Source organism: Streptomyces sp. NPDC000134 (assembly GCF_042899225.1).
Classification (GTDB): Bacteria; Actinomycetota; Actinomycetes; order Streptomycetales; family Streptomycetaceae; genus Streptomyces.
In genome coordinates, this window is the sequence record NZ_JBIAZN010000019.1 from 72,587 (window position 1) to 88,731 (window position 16,145).

Consider the following 16,145-nt stretch of genomic DNA (forward strand, 5'->3'; position numbering starts at 1 on the left):
GTTTCCAGTGCCTCATCGCATCCGATCGAGGCGAATCTCGAAGAACCCGGAGGACGGGGTATGAGCGAAGTGAGCAGTATTCGGGTGCGTGAGGACATGTACGCCGGATGGCTGAGCGCCGCGGTGTACAGCGCGGCGCGGCTGCGGGTGGCCGACCACCTGGCCGACGGCCCGCTCGGCATCGACGACCTGGCGGAGCGGACCGGCACCGACGCCGGCTCGCTGTACCGGCTGCTGCGCGCGCTGGCCGGCGCCGGGTACTTCCGCGAGGAGGAGGGCCGGCGGTTCGCGACGACCGAGCTGGCCGCGTACCTGCGCAGCGACACGGAGGACTCGGTCAAGGACCTCGTGCTCTTCTACGGCCGGGAGGTCTACCGCGCCTACGGGGCGCTGCCCGAGGCCGTGCGCACCGGCGAGCGCGCGTTCGACATGGAGTACGGGATGCCGCTGTGGGACTACCTGAACACGGTCCGGGACACCGGTGACGCGTTCCGCAAGGGCATGGGCGCCGCCACCTGGACCGAGCAGTTGCCGCTGCCGCGGACGTACTCCTTCGACGGCATCGACACCCTGGTCGACGTCGGCGGCGGCACGGGCTCGATGCTCGCCGCCGTGCTGCACGAGCACCCCGGCATGAAGGGCGTGCTGGTGGAGATCCCCGCCGGGATCGACCACACCATGCGCCACTTCAAGGAGGCGGACGTCCAGGACCGCGTCGAGGTGCGCGAGGGCAGCGCGTTCGACGAACTGCCCGAGGGCGACGCCTACCTGATCAGTTGTGTGCTGCACGCGATGGACGACGAGCAGAGCGTGCGCGTACTGCGCCGGATGCGGGAGTCGATCCGGCCCGGCGGCCGGGTGGTCGTCCTGGAGCGGATCGTGCCGGCCGGCAACGAGCCGGGCCTGGCCCGGATGCTGGACCTGACCATGATGCTGATGAACGGCGGCAAGGAGCGCACCGAGGAGGAGTGGCGCGCGCTGCTCGCCGCGAGCGGCTTCCGGTTCACCCGTGCGGTGGAGATGCCGTACTTCCAGGGCGGCGCGGAGCTGTACGCCATCGAGGGCGTCCCCGTCGAGGACTGAGCCGGCCGGGCCCGACGAGGCTCCCGTGCCGCGAGCGAGAGATGTGTCGTCTCGGCTCGCCGGCCCGGGAGCCTCGCCGTGTACGGAAGGCCGGAAGACGTCCACTGACAAATGGCTGACAAAGCGCTGACACGGCACTGACGCATAACAGCGGGTTCTCCACCGCGGCAAAGGTAGGGCTAGCCCCATGTTCCGGAAGGGCGTTGCCTCGCTAGGGTCATTTCCGTGCCGGCGACCTTGCCTCCGGCAGATCGACTTCCGAACGATTTTCCGAGCATTCGTATCCGCGGTCGGCCCGAACTGATGAAATTCCAGGACTAGGAGATCTTCATGCGTGTGAAGCAAGGGCGGCCGGCCACGGACGAGCTGTTGCGCTTACAGGACGTCCGCAAGGTGTACGGGCGCTCCCGCAACAGCGTGGAGGCACTGGCGGGGGTGACGCTCGGCTTCCAGCGCCACACCTTCACCGCCGTGATGGGTCCCTCCGGCTCCGGCAAGAGCACCTTCCTGCACTGCGCGGCCCTTTTGGACCGGCCCACCTCCGGCAGCGTCCTGCTGGAGGGCCAGGACCTGACGACGATGAAGGAACGGTCGCTGACCAAGCTGCGCAGGAACCGGATCGGCTTCGTCTTCCAGAGCTTCAACCTGCTGCCCGCGCTGAACGTCGTGGACAACGTGACGCTCCCGCTGCGGCTGGCCGGCAAGCGGCCCAACCGCCGGCTGGTCGACGAGGTCATCGAGCGCACCGGCCTCACCGCCCGCCGCAAGCACCGCCCGGGAGAGCTGTCCGGCGGCCAGCAGCAGCGCGTGGCCATCGCCCGCGCCCTGGTCACCCGGCCGGTCCTGCTGTTCGGCGACGAACCGACGGGCGCCCTCGACACGGAGACCGCGCTGGAGATCCTGGGGCTGCTGCGCTCGGCGGTCGACACCGGTGAACAGACCGCGGTGATCGTGACCCACGACCCGGTGGTCGCCTCGCACGCCGACCGCGTGGTGTTCCTGGTGGACGGCCGGGTCAGCGCCGAACTGGAGCGGCCCACCGTCCAGGAGGTGGCCCGGCAGATGACCCAGCTCGGTGCCTGGGCCCGCCGGCAGCAGCCCACGAACGCGCAGCGGGTGGTCTGATGCTGCGTCTGGCCCTCAAGACCCTGCGGTACCGCAAGGGCGGCTTCCTCGCGTCCCTGGTCGCGCTGTTCGTCGGCGCCGTCGTCGTCCAGGGCTGCGGCGGTCTGATGGAGACCGGCATCCGGGCCAACGTCGAGGCCCAGCGGCTGGCCGCGGCGCCCGTCGTGGTCACCGGCGACCAGGACTACCCCGGCCACGCGGTCGGGACCGCGACCGACCCGATGACCGAGCGCGTGCTGCTGGACGCGGGCCTGGTGGACACCGTGGCCCGGGTGCCCGGCGTCACCGCGGCCGTACCGGACGTCTCGGTGCCGATCACCTCGCTGGCCGGACGGCCGGCCGAGGCGTTCGGACACGGCTGGTCCAGCGCGCGGCTCGCGCCGTACAAGCTGGTCGACGGCGACGAGCCGGCCGCGTCCGGCGACGTCGTCGTGGACAGCGGCACCGCGCGGAAGCTGGACCTGCGGCCGGGCGAGAAGCTGGCGGCGTCGGTGCGCGGCGTCCCGCACGACTTCCGGGTCAGCGGGATCGCCGAGAGCAGCACGGCCGACGGGCCGTCGCTGCTGTTCACCGACGACGAGGCCACCCGGCTGTACGACCGGCCCGGACGGATCGACGACATCGGCGTGCTCGCCGCCGCCGGCACCGACCCGGTGAAGCTCGCGGCCGCGGTCGACAAGGCCGTCGCGGGCCGCGGCGCCCATGTGCTGCACGGCAACGACCGCGGGATCGCCGAGTTCCCGGACGCGATCAGCGGCAAGCAGAACCTGATCCCGGTCGCGGGCGCGTTCGGCGGCCTGGCCACCATGGTCGCGATCTTCGTGGTGGGCAGCACCGTCGGCATGCTGATGCAGCAGCGCCGCCGGGAGATGGCGCTGCTGCGCACGACCGGCGTGACACCGGGGCAACTGCGCCGCATGGTGATGGCCGAGACCTTCGTGATCGCGCTGCTCGCGGCCGGCCTGGCCCTCGTCCCCGGCCAGGTGTTCGGCCGGTTCATGTACGACATCCTGGTCGAACAGGGCCTGATCCCGGGCGAGATGATCTTCAGCCAGGGCTTCGTGCCGCGGCTCACCGGCTTCGGCGCCACCCTGTTCGCGGCGCTGGCCGCCGCGTTCATCGCCTCCCGCCGGGTGTCCAAGGTCCGGCCCACCGAGGCGATGGCCGAGGCGACGCTGCAGACCCGCTGGATGAGCCCGATCCGCGGCATCCTGGCCTTCCTGTTCCTGGGCGGCGCGACCGCCCTGGCGATCGTGACCGCGTCGGTGATGACCGGGCCGATCGCGGCGAGCACCGCCGGGCCGGCCGCGATGCTGTGGGCGGTCGGGATCGCGCTGGTCTCCCCGGGCCTGTGCCGCTGGCTGGCGGCGCTGCTGCGCTGGCCCATCGGCTGGTTCACCGGGCTGTCCGGCAGGCTGGCGATGCTGAACGCGTCGGTGCGCAAGGTCCGGCTGGCCTCGGCGGTCATCCCGATCATGCTGGCGACCGGACTGGCCACGGCGCTGATCTACCTGCAGACCAGTCAGGAGGACGCCAACAGCCGGATCTTCGCCGAAGGGCTCAAGGCCGACGCGGTGGTCGGTTCCGCCTCCGGCGCGCTGCCGCCCTCGCTGGTGGAGACACTCGCGGACCTGCCGCAGGTCTCCGGGGCGTCCGCCTCGGTCTCCAGCGAGGCCCGCCTGGAGACCGTCGTGAAGCCGGGCAAGGGCGAGGACGACCTGACGACGGCCCGCGAGGTCAAGCCCAGCCGGATCGACCTGCAAGGGGTCACGGCGGCCGGCGCCCGCCAGACCCTCGGGCGCCCGACGGTGGAGGGCGACTACGCGCGGCTGACCGGCAACAGCATCGTGCTGCCCACGGACGTACTCAAGGACAGCGGCAAGCACATCGGTGACCAGGTGCGGCTGCGCTGGGGCGACGGGGAGGCGAGCACGATGACGGTGGTCGGATCGTTCGACCCGCCGCGCGGCTTCGGCTACGCGATGGTGCCCGCGAGCGCGCTGCTGCCCCGCACCACCAGCGGCGTACTGCCGCAGATCCTGGTCAAGGGCGAGCAGGGCGTGTCGACCGAGGAGCTGAAGACGGCGGTGCGCAAGGCGGCCGGCGATCTGCCCGGAGTGATGGTCGTGGACCGCGCGGAGGCGACCGTGGCCCACACGGAGAGCGACCAGAGCGGCCGGGTGGCGAGCTACCTGCTGGCCTCGGTCGTGGTCGGCTACGCGGTGATCGCGCTGGTCAACTCGCTGATCGTGGCGACCGCCGAGCGGCGCGGCGAGTTCGCCCTGCAACGGCTGATCGGCTCCACCCGCAGCCAGGTGATGTGGATGATGTCGGTCGAGGCGCTGGTGACGGCCCTGGTCGGCATCGTGCTCGGCACCGGGGTCGCGGCCGGCTCACTGGTCCCGTTCGGAATGGCCCTGGACGGATCGGTGCTGCCGAGCGGTCCGGGGTGGATCTACCCGACGATCCTGGTGACCGCCGTGGCCCTCACGTTCGCGACGATCCTCTTCCCGACGTCGGTCGCGCTGCGGGCTAAGCCCGTGGAAGCCGCCGTCGCCCCCTGACCGGGGTCCGGCCACCCCCCGGCCGGACCCCATCCGCGCGGCAGCCCCCCGGTGTCCGGGGGGAGTCCGCGGCAGAGCACCGCGGCGGCAGGCGAATCCCCCGGCTTGCCGCCGCGGTCCCTCACGAAGCGCAGGAACTGTCCGCCGTCACCCAGCACGACGGGTCGGGGACCTCCGACGGCCGGTCGGCGAGGTCGCCCAGCCACGACCGGTAGCTCGGGAAGGACCGTGCATATTGGTAGTAGTAGCCGCGAATGATCTCCACCAGCTTGCGCGCGATGCCGCTGCTCATGGCGTCCCGGTGCCACACCAGTGTCAGCTCCGTGTACTGGGTGTCGGCGAGCGGCACGACGCGCACGTCGGAGGTGGCCCCCGTCAGCGGGGTGAGCGCCGCCGCGCCGACATGCCGCACCCAGCTCATGGCCTCGTGATGGCCGCCCGCGTAGTGCGAGACGCTGCGGTCGCGCTGGCCGTAGGCACCGAGCAGATGCCGTTCGACGGGAGAGAACCAGTGCTGCTGGGCATAGCCGATCCACCACAGTCCGTCCAACTGCGAGGCGGTGAGCACCCCGTGGTCCGCCAGCGGGTGGGCGACGGGCAGCGCCAGCCAGACCGGATCGCGCACGATCGTCTCCTTGGCGAGGTCGCGGTCCTTCAGCCGGAGCGGCGCGACCGACCCCATGCCCGACACCATCGCGGCGCCGAGCGCACCGCGCTGCACCTTGTCGACGGCGTCCGCCGACAGGATGGTCTCGGTCCGCATGTCGATCTTGGGGAGCATCGAGCGCAGCGCGCCCCGCAGGGACGGCGGCGTCCACTCGGCGGTGCCGAACCGCAGGGTGCCCGAGGTGTCGATGGCCGCCTCGGCGATGACCGCGTCGGCCTGCTCCGCCAGCGCGGCGAGCTTGGGGATCACCCGCTCCCCGAGCGGTGTGGGAATGACGCCGTTGCGGGTGCGGACGAACAGGCTGCCGCCCACCGCCTTCTCTATCCGGCGCAACTGGGCCGACAGGCTCGGCTGCGGTATGCCGATCTTCATCGCGGCTTTCGACAGGCTCCCTGTCGCGTTGATCATCTCGACCACCCGCGCATGCCTGACCTCGATATCCATGCCCCCGTACCTTCCTCATGGCAGCCGTTAGCTGTTGCGAGCGAAGCGATGCCCTGTTCGGCCCCTCGACGGACTGTTGCAGCGGCGGCAGTGACCAGGTCGTGCGCAGGCGCGTCTCCTCAGGCGGCCAGGAGTGGACGGGGTTCTCGGCGCCGCTGAACCGGCCCGGCGGCCCTCCGGAGTACAGCGGCTTCCAGAGACCCAAACCCATAATAATAATGGTGTTTCTTTTTTCAAGAAGCCCAACACAGCCGTCGGTCGGCACGCGCCGGCGACCCTGCGGGAAGGATCACGGTGATGCAACGAAGGGCGGCCGGCACCCGGCAGGTCCTGGTCGGCGCAGCCGCCGACGAGTTCGACCGCAACGGCTACAACGGGGCGTCGCTGACCCGGGTCTGCCGGGCCGCCGGCGTCTCGATCGGGGCGCTGACCTTCCACTTCTCCACCAAGGAGGGGCTGGCGGCCGCGGTCCGCAAGCAGGGCGGCGCCGCCACCGAGACGGCGGTCGCGGCGGTGACGGCACGCCGTGAGGAATCGGTGCAGTCGGTGGTCTCGCTGACGCTGGCGGTGACCGAACTGCTGGAGCGGGACGTGGCGGTGCGCGCGGCGGCCCGGCTGGCCCGGGAGCGGGCCGGGGCACCCGACTGGTTCTCCGCCTGGGTGCCCGCGATCCACCGGCAGTTGCGGCACGCCCGCGACGCCCGACTGGGCTCCGCCGCCGACCGGGCCGCGGTCGCCGCGCTCGCCACCCACCTGGTCACCGGCGCCGAGGCCACCATCCGGCAGCGGGCGCGCGGACATCACCGCACCGGCGGGGACCCGGTCGCCGAACTGGCCCGGATCTGGGGCCTGGTCCGCGACGGATTCCCCGGCCACCGCGGCGCCTTCGGCGTCGACGACCTCCTCGGTGACCTGCCGTGCCGCTGACCGGTCCGGGCCGGGCCGCCGTCACACGGCGGTGCAGCCGCCGTCCACGGGCACCGCCGCGCCGGTGACGAAGGAGGCATGGTCACCGAGGAGCCAGGCGGCGGCACGGGCTATCTCCTCCGGTTCCGCGAGGCGGGGCTGGACGGCTCGGGCGACGGCGGCCTGTTCCAGAAGCGGCATCCGGGCGATGGCACCCTCCATCAGCTCGGTACGGGTCGAGCCCACCACCAGGGCGTTGATCCGGACCCCCCGCTGACCGTACTCGGCCGCCGCGGCGCGCGTCAGACCCAGCACGGCGTGCTTGGCGGCCACATAAGGCGATACCGCGCCGGTGGCGAACACACCGGCGGTACTGGAGGTGTTGACGATCGCTCCGCCCCCGCCCTGCCGCAACATGACCGGGATCTCCTGCTTCAGGCAGTTCCACACTCCACGGACGTTGACGTCCATGATCTGGTCGAAGACGGCGTCGTCCGTCTCGTGCAGCTCGCTCCCGACGCTCCCCCAGCCGGCGTTGTTGAACGCCGCGTGCAGCGCGCCGAAGTCGCGCACCGCGGTGCCGACCGCGCGGGCGACGTCCGCCGGGACGGTCACGTCCCCCGCCGCCACGGCGGCCCGGCCGCCGTCGGCGGCTATCTCCGCCGCCAGGGCGCGCAGCCGGTCCTCGCGCCGGGCCATCAGCACCACCGCCGCCCCCTCACCGGCGAACAGCTTGGCGGCGGCGGCCCCGATCCCGCTGGACGCCCCCGTGATCAGGACCGTCCTGCCCCGCAGTGACCCCGTGCGGTCCTCCATGGCGGCTCTCCTCACCTGTACCGGTTCGCTGGTCGGGGCCGGGCGGCGTCAGTCCGCCGGGCGCCCGCGGTATTCGCCGAGTTCGATCCGCCGGGCCGCGCTGGGCACCGCGACGGCCGGCAGCAGGCACCGCCAGATCTCCTCCACCCGCTGGGGCAGGTCCCGGTGCCGGGCCTCGACGTACGAGTGCATCTGGGCGCCGGTACAGGCGTTCACCACCAGCCGGGCGACCGCCACGACGTCGGTGCCGGTGCGCAGTTCCCGCTGGCGCTGGGCGGTGCGCAGCTCCGGCAGCAGCAGCGTGGCCCACTGGTCGTGGGAGTTCAGCTCCGGCTCCATGAACCGCTCCTGCTCCCACACCAGTCGGGCGCCCGCCTGCAGAACGGGGTCGTCCAGCAGTTGGTACGCCCAGGTCAGCGTCACGTCGACGACACGCTGCAGGCCCTGGGCGGGGAGCGGGGGCGCCACGAAGTCCGGTTGCCGGGACACGATGTCCCGGGCCAGCTCGTTCTTCGACGGGAAGTGGAAGTACACCGCTCCCAGGGTCACCCCGGCCCGGTCCGCGATCCGCGCCACGCTGGCCCCGGCGAAGCCCCGCTCCTTGAACTCCTCGGAGGCCGCCAGCACCACGGCGGCGCGGGTCCGTTCGGCCCGCTCCTGCTTCACTGCCCGACCAGTCATGCGCCGCCCCCGGGGGCACCCCTCGCCACGAGAAGAGAAAAATTTTCATCATTCTATCCGCGTCGGCCGTGGACACCGGCCGCGCCTCGCGCGATGACCCGCCGGAATCCCACCGACTCTTATTCCGTGGAACCCACCCGTTCCGCACCGGAGGTTTTCATGCCCGTCGAACGCATGGTGATGGAGTTGTTCCAGCAGCAGGCAGCACGATGGCCGGACCGCCCGGCGGTGGTCGGGGAAGGGGGACGGCTGAGCTACGCGGAACTGGACCGCGCCACGGCCCGCCTCGCCGACGCGCTGGTCGACCGGGGCGCGGGGACGGACGAGCCGGTGGCCGTGCTGACCCCCCGCGGCACCGGCCAACTGGTCGCCCTGCTGGGCGTGCTGCGCGCCGGCGCCCCCTATGTCTGCCTGGACGTGGAGCAGCCGCGGAACAGGCTGACGGCCCAACTGGCCGACTCCGGCGCCCGGATACTGCTCACCGACCAGCCACGGCCCGACTTCGGCGGGACGGTGCTCCGCCCGGACGCTCCGCCGCCGGCCCCGGCCGCCCGCCCCCGGCCCCCCGAACCCGCCGACCTGGCCTGCCTGGTGTACACCTCCGGGTCGACCGGTACGCCCAAGGGCGTGGCGGTCACCCACGGTTCGCTGGCGAACTACGCCCGGCACGTGGTGTCCCTGCTCGACTGCGCCGACCGGCCCCGGTCGTTCGCCAGCGTCACCAGCCTCGCCACGGACCTCGGGAACACCGCCGTCTTCCCGGCGCTGATCTCCGGGGGCTGCGTCCACCTCGTCCCCTCCGAGGTGGTGCTCGACCCGGACAGCTTCGCGCGCTACGCCCGCACCCACGGCATCGACCACCTGAAGATCACGCCCTCGCATCTCGCGGCGCTGCTGAGCTACCAGGACGCCGACGTGCTGCCGCGTGAGGCGCTGCTGCTGGGCGGGGAGGCGCTGCCCTGGGAACTCGTCGACCGGGTCCGCGCCCAGGGCCGCTGCCGGATCATCAACCACTACGGACCGACCGAGACGACGGTCGGTTCGCTGACGTACGAGGTGGGACCCGCCGAGGCGGCCCGGCGACCGGGAACGACCGTGCCCATCGGCCGGCCCGTCCGGGCCACCGGGATCAGGGTCGTCGACGCCCGTCTGGAGCGCGTCCCGGACGGGACGGCGGGGGAGCTGCTGATCTCGGGTGCCGGGCTGGCGCGCGGGTACTGGCGGGCGCCGGAGCAGACCGCGGAGCGCTTCGTCACCCTCGACGACGGCACCCGGGCCTACCGGACGGGGGACCGGGTACGCCGCCTGGACGACGGGTCGGTGGAGTTCCTCGGGCGGCTCGACCAGCAGCTCAAGATCCGCGGGCACCGGGTGGAGCCGGGCGAGGTCGAGGCGGCGCTGCGCGGCCATCCGGCGGTGGCCCGTGCCGCCGTCACGCCGGTCCGCGACGGCATGGGGCAGCAGGTGCTGGCCGCCTTCGTGGTGCCCGCTGCCACCGCCGCGCCGACCGTACGGGAACTGCGCGTGCACCTGAGCGGGCTGCTGCCGCCGCACATGGTGCCATCGAGCGTCGAGGTGGTCTCGGCGCTGCCCTTCACCCTGAGCGGCAAGCTCGACCGCCGCGCCCTGGCCCACCGCGCCCATCGCGCCCACCGCGCCGCGGCCCCGGCCGAACGACGCTGACCGGTGGACCGGCCGGCCCCGGCACCGGGGCCGGCCGGTCCACCGGGGCCGCGCGGGAGGTGACGGCGCCGGGTTCGGACGGTACGGGCACGGCCTCGCCGGCGCCGCCCGCGCCCGGGGTCGGCCGGCCTCAGGCGCTGACGGCGCCGCGCGGGGGAAGGGCGGTGAGCCGGGCCGTCGCCGCCGGCCTCGGCCGCGTACCGGAGTCGTGGCCGTCCAGCAGGGCGATGCCGAGCGGTGTCACGGTGTGCAGCACCGTGTTGCGGAAGCGACGGGTGGTGATCAGCCCGGCCTCGCGCAGCACCGACGCGTGCTGGCTGGCCCCGGCCACCGAGATCCCCAGCCGGTCGGCGAGCTGGCTGGTGGTGCAGCCGACCCGCAGGACCCGCAGCGCCGCCGCGCGGGTGCGGCCGACCAGGGCGTTCAGCGAGGCGGAGCGCTCCCGCTGCGGCGCCCCCCAGATCCGCTCGGCGGCCCGGGGGTCGAGCTGCACCCCGAAGACCAGGAGCGGCCGTTCGTCGGGCGGGTCGCCGGCCGGGCGGGGCCGGACGACCATGCCGGGGCGGTGGCTGAGGAACACGGACGGGCAGAGCACCAGGCCGCGGCCGTGCAGCCGGACGTCCTCGTCCGGGCCGCCGGGGACGCTGAGGACGGAGTTGCGCCAGGTGATCCTCGGGTGCAGGGTGGCCAGCAGTTGCTGGACGCCGCCCGCCATCGCGACGCGTCCCCGGGCGTCGCACTCCGCCTCCAGGTGGGCGACCAGCCGGTCCCAGTGGGGGGCGATGGCCCGGCGCCACACCTCCGGCAGGAAACCGTCGCCGGACAGGCCCGTCCCGGCGGGGATCTCCGGGTCCCCGGGCGGCGCGGCGGCCGGGACCCCGGCCACCCGCCGCGGCAGACACGCGGCGGCCTGCCGCCGCCACACGGCGGAGGAGGCGCCGGTGCCCGCCGCGAGCTGGTACTGGGCGAGCGCGGTCTCGACGGCCGCCCCGGCGGTGGCTCTGAGGCCGACCCGGAGCAGGTCCCCGCTGCCGAAGTGAATCCTCTGCATGAACCTGCCTCTCGAAGACGCGGACCGACCGGGTGCGTCAGCCGGCGACCCGCGGATTCCCACGGCCGGCCGGGGCAGGAGTCGTAGAAAGACCGGACCGTGGGAATCAGGACGGGAGGAGGAGTCCGCGGGGGACGGCAACCCGTAAGGAGCACTCTCTCGTTGTCACCTGACACCACGCTGACCGGTCACTGATGCTCACCAGGTCCGCTCGTCGCCGACGACCGCCGGGGTGGCGCGGCCGACCCGCGTGGGCGGGGTCGGCGGCGGTCCGCCCACGGCGCGCAGCAGGGGCCCGCTGAGCACGGTGGTGACCAGCGCCATCACCACCAGCGCGAGATAGAGCCGGGGGGTCAGCACGCCGGAGGTCAACCCGGCCTGGAGCACCACGAGTTCGGTCAGGCCGCGGGTGTTCATCAGGGTGGCGAGGCGGAGCGCGACGGGGCGGGGCAGGGCGCCGGCCCGCGCGCCGGCGTAGGAGCCGATCAGCTTGGCCGCCATGGCGGCGACGGTGACCACGACGATGGCGGTCCACGGGATGCCGACGCCCGCCCCGGTCAGGAAGGTCCCGCCGGTGATGACGAAGTAGACGGGCAGCGTACGGCGGCCGGCGGCCCCGACGGTCTGTCCCACCCGCTCGAACGGCCCGTCGGCGGGCAGCGCGAGGCCGACCAGCGCGGCCCCGAACACGTCGGTGCAGCCCAGCTTCTGGGTGGTCGTGGCGGCCGCGATCGAGAGCGCGGCGGCGATGACGACGGCGACCCCCGGGTGCCGTACGGCGGCCCGGCGGACGGCCGGCGCGGTGGCGGCCCGGCGTGCCGCCAGGGCGACGACGGCGCCGCCGCCGAGCACGGCGGCGGTGCGCAGGGGGCCGCCGCCGCCCTCGGCGAGGGCCACGGCGACGGCCAGCAGCGGCCAGGTGACCGCGTCGATGGTGACGGCGGCCGTCAGCGAGAGCCGGCCGGTGAGGGTGCGCTCCAGGCCGTGGTCCTGGAGGATTCCGGCCAGTACCGGGACGGCGGTGACGGAGAGGGCGACGGCGAGCATCAGCATCAGGGCGGGGGCGGGCGAGTCGCCGCGCAGCGCCAGGTCGCCCGAGCCCAGCACCCAGGCGGCGACCCCGACGCCGGCCGCCATGGGCAGCAGCACGGAGCCGAGGGCGAGGGCGACGACCGCGCGGCCGACCGGGCGCGCGCCCTCGGTCCGCATGCCGTGGACGGCGCCGGTGACGAACAGGGCGAGACCGGCGTGTCCGACGGTACGGACGACGGGGTTGCCGGAATCCAGCAGGTGGAGGCTGGAGGCGGCGAGTACCGCGCCGAGCAGCAGGCACAGCACGATCTCGCCGACCATGGCGGGCTGCCGGGCGAGACCGGCGAGCCGCCGGCCCAGGACGGCCGCGGCGAGCGCCGCCGTCACGATGACGGCTGCGTCGAGAAGAGTCATGTCCTCCCCTTCCGAGGGATGCGGGGGATACGGGGACGCGCGAGGTACGGGGAGGAGATCCGGGGACGCGGGAAAGGCGGGGGCCGGAGCGGGGGGTGGCGGCGGGCGCCGGGTCAGCCGACCGTCCAGGGGCGGAACTCGCGCAGCCCGTACAGCAGGGGAGCGCGCCGCTGGTGCCGGGTGATCTGCCGGGTCCGGCCGAAGACGGCGACATGGTCGCCCACCCGCTGGGTCAGGGTCACCGCGCAGTCCGCGACCGCGTGCGCGTCCCGCACCAGGTGGGGGCCGCCCGTCGTCGGGGAGGAGTTCCAGGGCGTGGTGTCGAACCGCCGCGGGTCGCCCGAGGCGAACAGCACGGCGACGGACTCGGCACCGGAGTGCAGCAGGTTGAGCGCGAAGTTCCCGCTGCCGAGCACGCCCTCCAGGGTCGGGCTGCCGTGCCGCAGACAGACGACGATCGTCGGCGGGGCCAGCGAGACGCTGCACACCGAGGAGCAGGTCATCCCGCGCGGCAGGCCGTCCGGCCCGACGGTGGTCACCACCGAGACACCGGAAGGGAATCCGCTCATCATGTCGCGGAACTCGTCGGGGCCGGCTTCTTCGGCCGACAGAATTGTGTGATCGGTCATGTCTTCGGGCTCCGCCTCCGGAGTCGACAGAATACGCAAGGACGGGTACAGGGCCGGACCGGGCGATACGCGTCGTGCCGTATCCGCCTGCGGAAGGAATTTCCCGGCGCGTCCGCCGTATCGACTCACGCCCGGCGTTCCAGGTCGCGTCATTCGAAAAGGGAGCCTAGGCGGGCGGATCGGAACCGGGCCAGGAGTTTCAGTCCTGCGTGAAAGTCCTCGGTGCGGGTCGCCCGGCGGTCGCCCGGCGGCCCGCCGGCCGGGGTGCGCGGCACCCGTGCCGGGGCCGTACGCACCGCCTCCGCACGTCGATCCCGCAGCCCGCGCCCGTCCATACCGTTCGATCTTCGCGGGGCGGCCCACATGGTATGTCACTGATCCGGCCGTCAGGCGGCAGACTTTGACTCGATCATTTGGTCGATTGCTGATGGGGGATCATGCAGATCAGAATACTCGGGCCGCTGGAGATATCGACAGCGGAGAAAGAGAAACCGGTGGCCTCCAGACGGGCCGGAATGGTACTTGCGCTGCTGGCGCTTTCTCCGGGCCGGGTCATTCCTTTCGAGCAGCTCGTCGACGAATTGTGGGCGGACAGCAGCATGGCGAATGCGCGGAACGCGCTGCACGCCCATATCGTGCGCATCCGCCGGGCGATGTCGTCGACCACTCCCGGCGGCGGCAAGCGGCTGTGCACCACACGCAACGGCTATGTGCTGGACGTGCCCCCCGACGCGGTGGACGCGGTCCGCTTCACCGCGCTGGCCGACGCCGGCCGCGAGCGCGCGGCGGACGACCCGGTGGCCGCCTGCCGTTCGCTGGTGGAGGCCCTGAGCCTGTGGCGCGGCCCGGCGCTGATGGAGGCGCGGGACGGGGTGCGCTGCCGGATCAGCGCCGCGGACCTGGAGGAACGCAGGCTGACCGTCTACGAGGACCTGACCGAGCTGCGGCTGGCGGCGGGCCTGGGGCGGGTCGCCATCCCCGAGCTGCGGCAGTTGGCGGAGAGCCACATGGAACGCGAGCGGCTCACCGAGCTGTTCATGCTCGCGCTGTACCGCGAGGGCCGGCAGTCGGAGGCGCTGGCCGCCTTCCAGGCGGCCCGCAGGAAGCTGGCCGACGGCCTGGGCGTGGAGCCCGGCCGCTCCATGCGCAAGCTGCACCAGGCCATCCTCCAGCAGGCGGAGGTCCTCGGTGAGCCCCGGGGCGTCACCCAGGCCGACGTGTACTCATGACGGGCAAGTGGTTCCGGACCCACCCCGCCGCCGGGCCGCCCCGCGGGAGGGTGCTGGTACTGCCGCACGCGGGCGGCACCGCGAGCTTCTACCACCACTGGGGCCAGGCGTTCGGCACCGGCACCCAGGTCCTGGTGGCCCAGTACCCCGGACGCCAGGAGAGGTGGGCCGAGCCGCGGATCGAACGCATGGAGGAACTGGCGGACGAGATCACCGCCGCGCTGCTGCCCCTCCTGGACGTGCCGGTCACCCTCTTCGGACACAGCATGGGCGCCTCGCTGGCGTACGAGATCGCGGTGCGCCTGGAGGACCGGCACCGGGTGTCCGCGCACTCCCTGCACGTCTCCAGCCGCAAGGCCCCGCACCGGCTCACCCCCCGGGCGTGGCACCTCGCGGCGGACGACGCGCTGGTGGCGGAGGTGCGCGCACTGGGCGGCACCGACAGCGCCCTGCTCGACGACCCGGCACTGCTCGAACTGGTGCTGCCCGCGCTGCGCTCCGACTTCACCGTCGTGGGCACCTACGGACCCCGCGAGCCGACCCCGGTGAGCTGCCCCGTGCACGCCTACGTGGGCGACAGCGACCCGGTCGTCACCGCGGCCGACATGGCGGCCTGGGCCGAGGTCGCGCCGGGCGGCTTCACCCGGCGGCAGTTCACGGGCGGCCACTTCTATCTCGTCGAGCACCACGCCGAGTTGCTCGGCGCGCTGGGCGGAGTGCCGTGAGCGGGCCGCCCGTTCACGGCCGGGTGCCGGGCGCGTAGCGGTCCACCTCGTGGAAGAAGCCCTCGACGACCCGCGCCTCGCCGCGCCGGCGCACCTCGTCGTACACGTACTTGCCGACCGCGAGGTCCAGCACCCCGAGCCCGAACGGTGAGAACACCACCGGGCGGTCGGCGGGCAGCTCCACCCGGCCGGTGATCACCTCGTACAGCGTGCCGTCGATGAAGTCCCGGTTCCCGGTGAGCTGCTCGGTCAGATGGGGGGAGGTGTCGGCCTTCAGGCAGTGCTCGACGTCGTCCACCACGTTCGCCGAGGCCAGGAGGACCTCGGGGGCCAGATCGCGCAGGGAGACATTGAGGACCAGCGGGGCGTGCGCGAACCAGTCCGGTTCGCGCACGTGCGGGGCGGCCGCGACGGTGGCGAAGACGACCAGGTCCGAGGAGCGGATCAGCTTCTCGGCGCTGTCGTGGACGGTGACGCGTCCGCCCTCGCCGGCCGCCTCCAGATACGAGCGGAAGCCCTGCGCGTACTCGCTGGAGAGGTCGTGCACGCCCACCTCGTCGAAGGTCCAGCCGGTGCGGGCGAGGAAGGTGTGGATGTGCCGGGCGATGAACCCGGTGCCGATGAAGCCGACCCGCGCGGGGCGGGCGCGCCCGGCGGCCCCCGACAGCCGGTCCGCCGCGAGCGCCGCGGAGGCCGCGGTGCGGGCCGCGCTGATGATCGAACTCTCCAGGCAGGCGACCGGGTACCCGGTGTCGTGGTCGTTGAGCACCAGGACCGCGGAGGCCCGCGGTATCCCCGCGGCCACGTTCTGCGGGAAGCTGGAGATCCACTTCAGTCCGTCGACCCGGTTGTCACCGCCCAGCGAGGCGGGCAGCGCGATGATGCGGGAGGCGGGGCGGTCGGGGAAGCGCAGGAAGTACGAGGGCGGGTTGACCGTGTCGCCCTCGCCGTGCACCCGGTAGGCGGCCTCGACCAGGTCCACGACGGTCCGCTCGCGGCCGGCCAGGACCTCGTGCACCTGGGACCCGGGTATGACGGAGAACGGCGGGACGACGGCTTCCGTGGGCATCCATGACTCCCTTGCGGCGAACGGACG

The 16,145-nt window shown here is 73.2% G+C and carries 14 protein-coding genes; 7 read left to right on the plus strand and 7 right to left on the minus strand.

All coding sequences use genetic code 11. The annotated features are described in order from the left end of the window. Nucleotides 1-60 precede the first annotated feature (60 nt). The 3 genes from ACFY32_RS26035 to ACFY32_RS26045 all read left to right on the plus strand — a co-directional run bounded on the left by ACFY32_RS26035 (nucleotide 61) and on the right by ACFY32_RS26045 (nucleotide 4,772). Nucleotides 61-1,083 (plus strand): methyltransferase, encoded by a 1,023-nt coding sequence (locus ACFY32_RS26035; RefSeq protein ID WP_359202556.1) that lies wholly within the window; start codon nucleotides 61-63, stop codon nucleotides 1,081-1,083. A gap of 330 nt (nucleotides 1,084-1,413) precedes the next feature. After that, nucleotides 1,414-2,208, plus strand: a complete 795-nt coding sequence (locus ACFY32_RS26040; RefSeq protein ID WP_359202559.1) for an ABC transporter ATP-binding protein — start codon at nucleotides 1,414-1,416, stop codon at nucleotides 2,206-2,208. Then, nucleotides 2,208-4,772, plus strand: a complete 2,565-nt coding sequence (locus tag ACFY32_RS26045) for an FtsX-like permease family protein (RefSeq protein ID WP_390675394.1) — start codon at nucleotides 2,208-2,210, stop codon at nucleotides 4,770-4,772. Before ACFY32_RS26040 ends, ACFY32_RS26045 begins: the two co-directional genes overlap by 1 nt. Nucleotides 4,773-4,893: 121 nt before the next feature. Here the strand turns inward: ACFY32_RS26045 and ACFY32_RS26050 are convergent, their stop codons facing one another. After that, complete coding sequence (locus ACFY32_RS26050; RefSeq protein WP_359202565.1) at nucleotides 4,894-5,883, minus strand: LysR family transcriptional regulator; 990 nt, start codon at nucleotides 5,881-5,883, stop codon at nucleotides 4,894-4,896. A gap of 297 nt (nucleotides 5,884-6,180) precedes the next feature. Here ACFY32_RS26050 and ACFY32_RS26055 point away from each other — a divergent pair, with 297 nt between their 5' ends. Beyond that, entirely contained in the window at nucleotides 6,181-6,810 is a 630-nt protein-coding gene (locus ACFY32_RS26055) for a TetR/AcrR family transcriptional regulator (protein ID WP_359202568.1), read from the plus strand. Between the two features lie 21 nt (nucleotides 6,811-6,831). Here ACFY32_RS26055 and ACFY32_RS26060 read toward each other — a convergent pair whose 3' ends face one another. Both ACFY32_RS26060 and ACFY32_RS26065 read right to left on the minus strand, forming a co-directional pair. Next, nucleotides 6,832-7,605 (minus strand): SDR family oxidoreductase, encoded by a 774-nt coding sequence (locus ACFY32_RS26060; RefSeq protein WP_359202571.1) that lies wholly within the window; start codon nucleotides 7,603-7,605, stop codon nucleotides 6,832-6,834. 48 nt (nucleotides 7,606-7,653) lie between these two features. Continuing rightward, a complete protein-coding gene (locus ACFY32_RS26065) occupies nucleotides 7,654-8,286 on the minus strand; it encodes a ScbR family autoregulator-binding transcription factor (RefSeq protein ID WP_359202575.1) in 633 nt (210 codons plus the stop codon). Between the two features lie 159 nt (nucleotides 8,287-8,445). Between ACFY32_RS26065 and ACFY32_RS26070 the strand changes: the two genes are divergently transcribed. Beyond that, on the plus strand, nucleotides 8,446-9,969 hold the full coding sequence (locus ACFY32_RS26070; protein ID WP_359202578.1) for an amino acid adenylation domain-containing protein: 1,524 nt from the start codon (nucleotides 8,446-8,448) through the stop codon (nucleotides 9,967-9,969). Nucleotides 9,970-10,099: 130 nt separating this feature from the next. On the opposite strand, the gene ACFY32_RS26075 is transcribed toward ACFY32_RS26070, so the two are convergent. The 3 genes from ACFY32_RS26075 to ACFY32_RS26085 all read right to left on the minus strand — a co-directional run bounded on the left by ACFY32_RS26075 (nucleotide 10,100) and on the right by ACFY32_RS26085 (nucleotide 13,095). Further along, complete coding sequence (locus tag ACFY32_RS26075) at nucleotides 10,100-11,020, minus strand: winged helix-turn-helix domain-containing protein (protein WP_359202791.1); 921 nt, start codon at nucleotides 11,018-11,020, stop codon at nucleotides 10,100-10,102. A 198-nt stretch (nucleotides 11,021-11,218) separates the two neighbouring features. After that, nucleotides 11,219-12,466, minus strand: coding sequence for a cation:proton antiporter (locus ACFY32_RS26080; RefSeq protein WP_390675395.1), 1,248 nt, complete (start codon nucleotides 12,464-12,466; stop codon nucleotides 11,219-11,221). Nucleotides 12,467-12,579: 113 nt separating this feature from the next. Then, the gene (locus ACFY32_RS26085) at nucleotides 12,580-13,095 is read right to left on the minus strand and encodes a flavin reductase family protein (RefSeq protein ID WP_359202785.1); all 516 of its coding nucleotides are present in this window, start codon (nucleotides 13,093-13,095) and stop codon (nucleotides 12,580-12,582) included. A gap of 515 nt (nucleotides 13,096-13,610) precedes the next feature. On the opposite strand from ACFY32_RS26085, the gene ACFY32_RS26090 reads away from it, so the two are divergent. Together ACFY32_RS26090 and ACFY32_RS26095 are read left to right on the plus strand one after the other, a co-directional pair. Continuing rightward, nucleotides 13,611-14,324 (plus strand): BTAD domain-containing putative transcriptional regulator, encoded by a 714-nt coding sequence (locus tag ACFY32_RS26090; RefSeq protein WP_390675396.1) that lies wholly within the window; start codon nucleotides 13,611-13,613, stop codon nucleotides 14,322-14,324. Further along, nucleotides 14,321-15,049: an alpha/beta fold hydrolase gene (locus ACFY32_RS26095; RefSeq protein ID WP_359202779.1), complete on the plus strand. Its 729-nt coding sequence runs from the start codon at nucleotides 14,321-14,323 to the stop codon at nucleotides 15,047-15,049. The genes ACFY32_RS26090 and ACFY32_RS26095 overlap by 4 nt, the downstream gene beginning before the upstream one ends. Before the next feature lie 13 nt (nucleotides 15,050-15,062). Here the strand turns inward: ACFY32_RS26095 and sbnB are convergent, their stop codons facing one another. Further along, the gene (gene sbnB / locus ACFY32_RS26100; RefSeq protein WP_359202776.1) at nucleotides 15,063-16,118 is read right to left on the minus strand and encodes a 2,3-diaminopropionate biosynthesis protein SbnB; all 1,056 of its coding nucleotides are present in this window, start codon (nucleotides 16,116-16,118) and stop codon (nucleotides 15,063-15,065) included. Nucleotides 16,119-16,145 lie beyond the last annotated feature (27 nt).

Bases quoted from the DNA above. Each gene is read 5' to 3' on its own strand.
- ACFY32_RS26035 (WP_359202556.1), top strand. From the start codon at position 61: ATGAGCGAAGTGAGCAGTATTCGGGTGCGTGAGGACATGTACGCCGGA.
- ACFY32_RS26040 (WP_359202559.1), top strand. From the start codon at position 1,414: ATGCGTGTGAAGCAAGGGCGGCCGGCCACGGACGAGCTGTTGCGCTTA.
- ACFY32_RS26045 (WP_390675394.1), top strand. From the start codon at position 2,208: ATGCTGCGTCTGGCCCTCAAGACCCTGCGGTACCGCAAGGGCGGCTTC.
- ACFY32_RS26050 (WP_359202565.1), bottom strand. From the start codon at position 5,883: ATGGATATCGAGGTCAGGCATGCGCGGGTGGTCGAGATGATCAACGCG.
- ACFY32_RS26055 (WP_359202568.1), top strand. From the start codon at position 6,181: ATGCAACGAAGGGCGGCCGGCACCCGGCAGGTCCTGGTCGGCGCAGCC.
- ACFY32_RS26060 (WP_359202571.1), bottom strand. From the start codon at position 7,605: ATGGAGGACCGCACGGGGTCACTGCGGGGCAGGACGGTCCTGATCACG.
- ACFY32_RS26065 (WP_359202575.1), bottom strand. From the start codon at position 8,286: ATGACTGGTCGGGCAGTGAAGCAGGAGCGGGCCGAACGGACCCGCGCC.
- ACFY32_RS26070 (WP_359202578.1), top strand. From the start codon at position 8,446: ATGCCCGTCGAACGCATGGTGATGGAGTTGTTCCAGCAGCAGGCAGCA.
- ACFY32_RS26075 (WP_359202791.1), bottom strand. From the start codon at position 11,020: ATGCAGAGGATTCACTTCGGCAGCGGGGACCTGCTCCGGGTCGGCCTC.
- ACFY32_RS26080 (WP_390675395.1), bottom strand. From the start codon at position 12,466: ATGACTCTTCTCGACGCAGCCGTCATCGTGACGGCGGCGCTCGCCGCG.
- ACFY32_RS26085 (WP_359202785.1), bottom strand. From the start codon at position 13,095: ATGACCGATCACACAATTCTGTCGGCCGAAGAAGCCGGCCCCGACGAG.
- ACFY32_RS26090 (WP_390675396.1), top strand. From the start codon at position 13,611: ATGGTACTTGCGCTGCTGGCGCTTTCTCCGGGCCGGGTCATTCCTTTC.
- ACFY32_RS26095 (WP_359202779.1), top strand. From the start codon at position 14,321: ATGACGGGCAAGTGGTTCCGGACCCACCCCGCCGCCGGGCCGCCCCGC.
- sbnB (WP_359202776.1), bottom strand. From the start codon at position 16,118: ATGCCCACGGAAGCCGTCGTCCCGCCGTTCTCCGTCATACCCGGGTCC.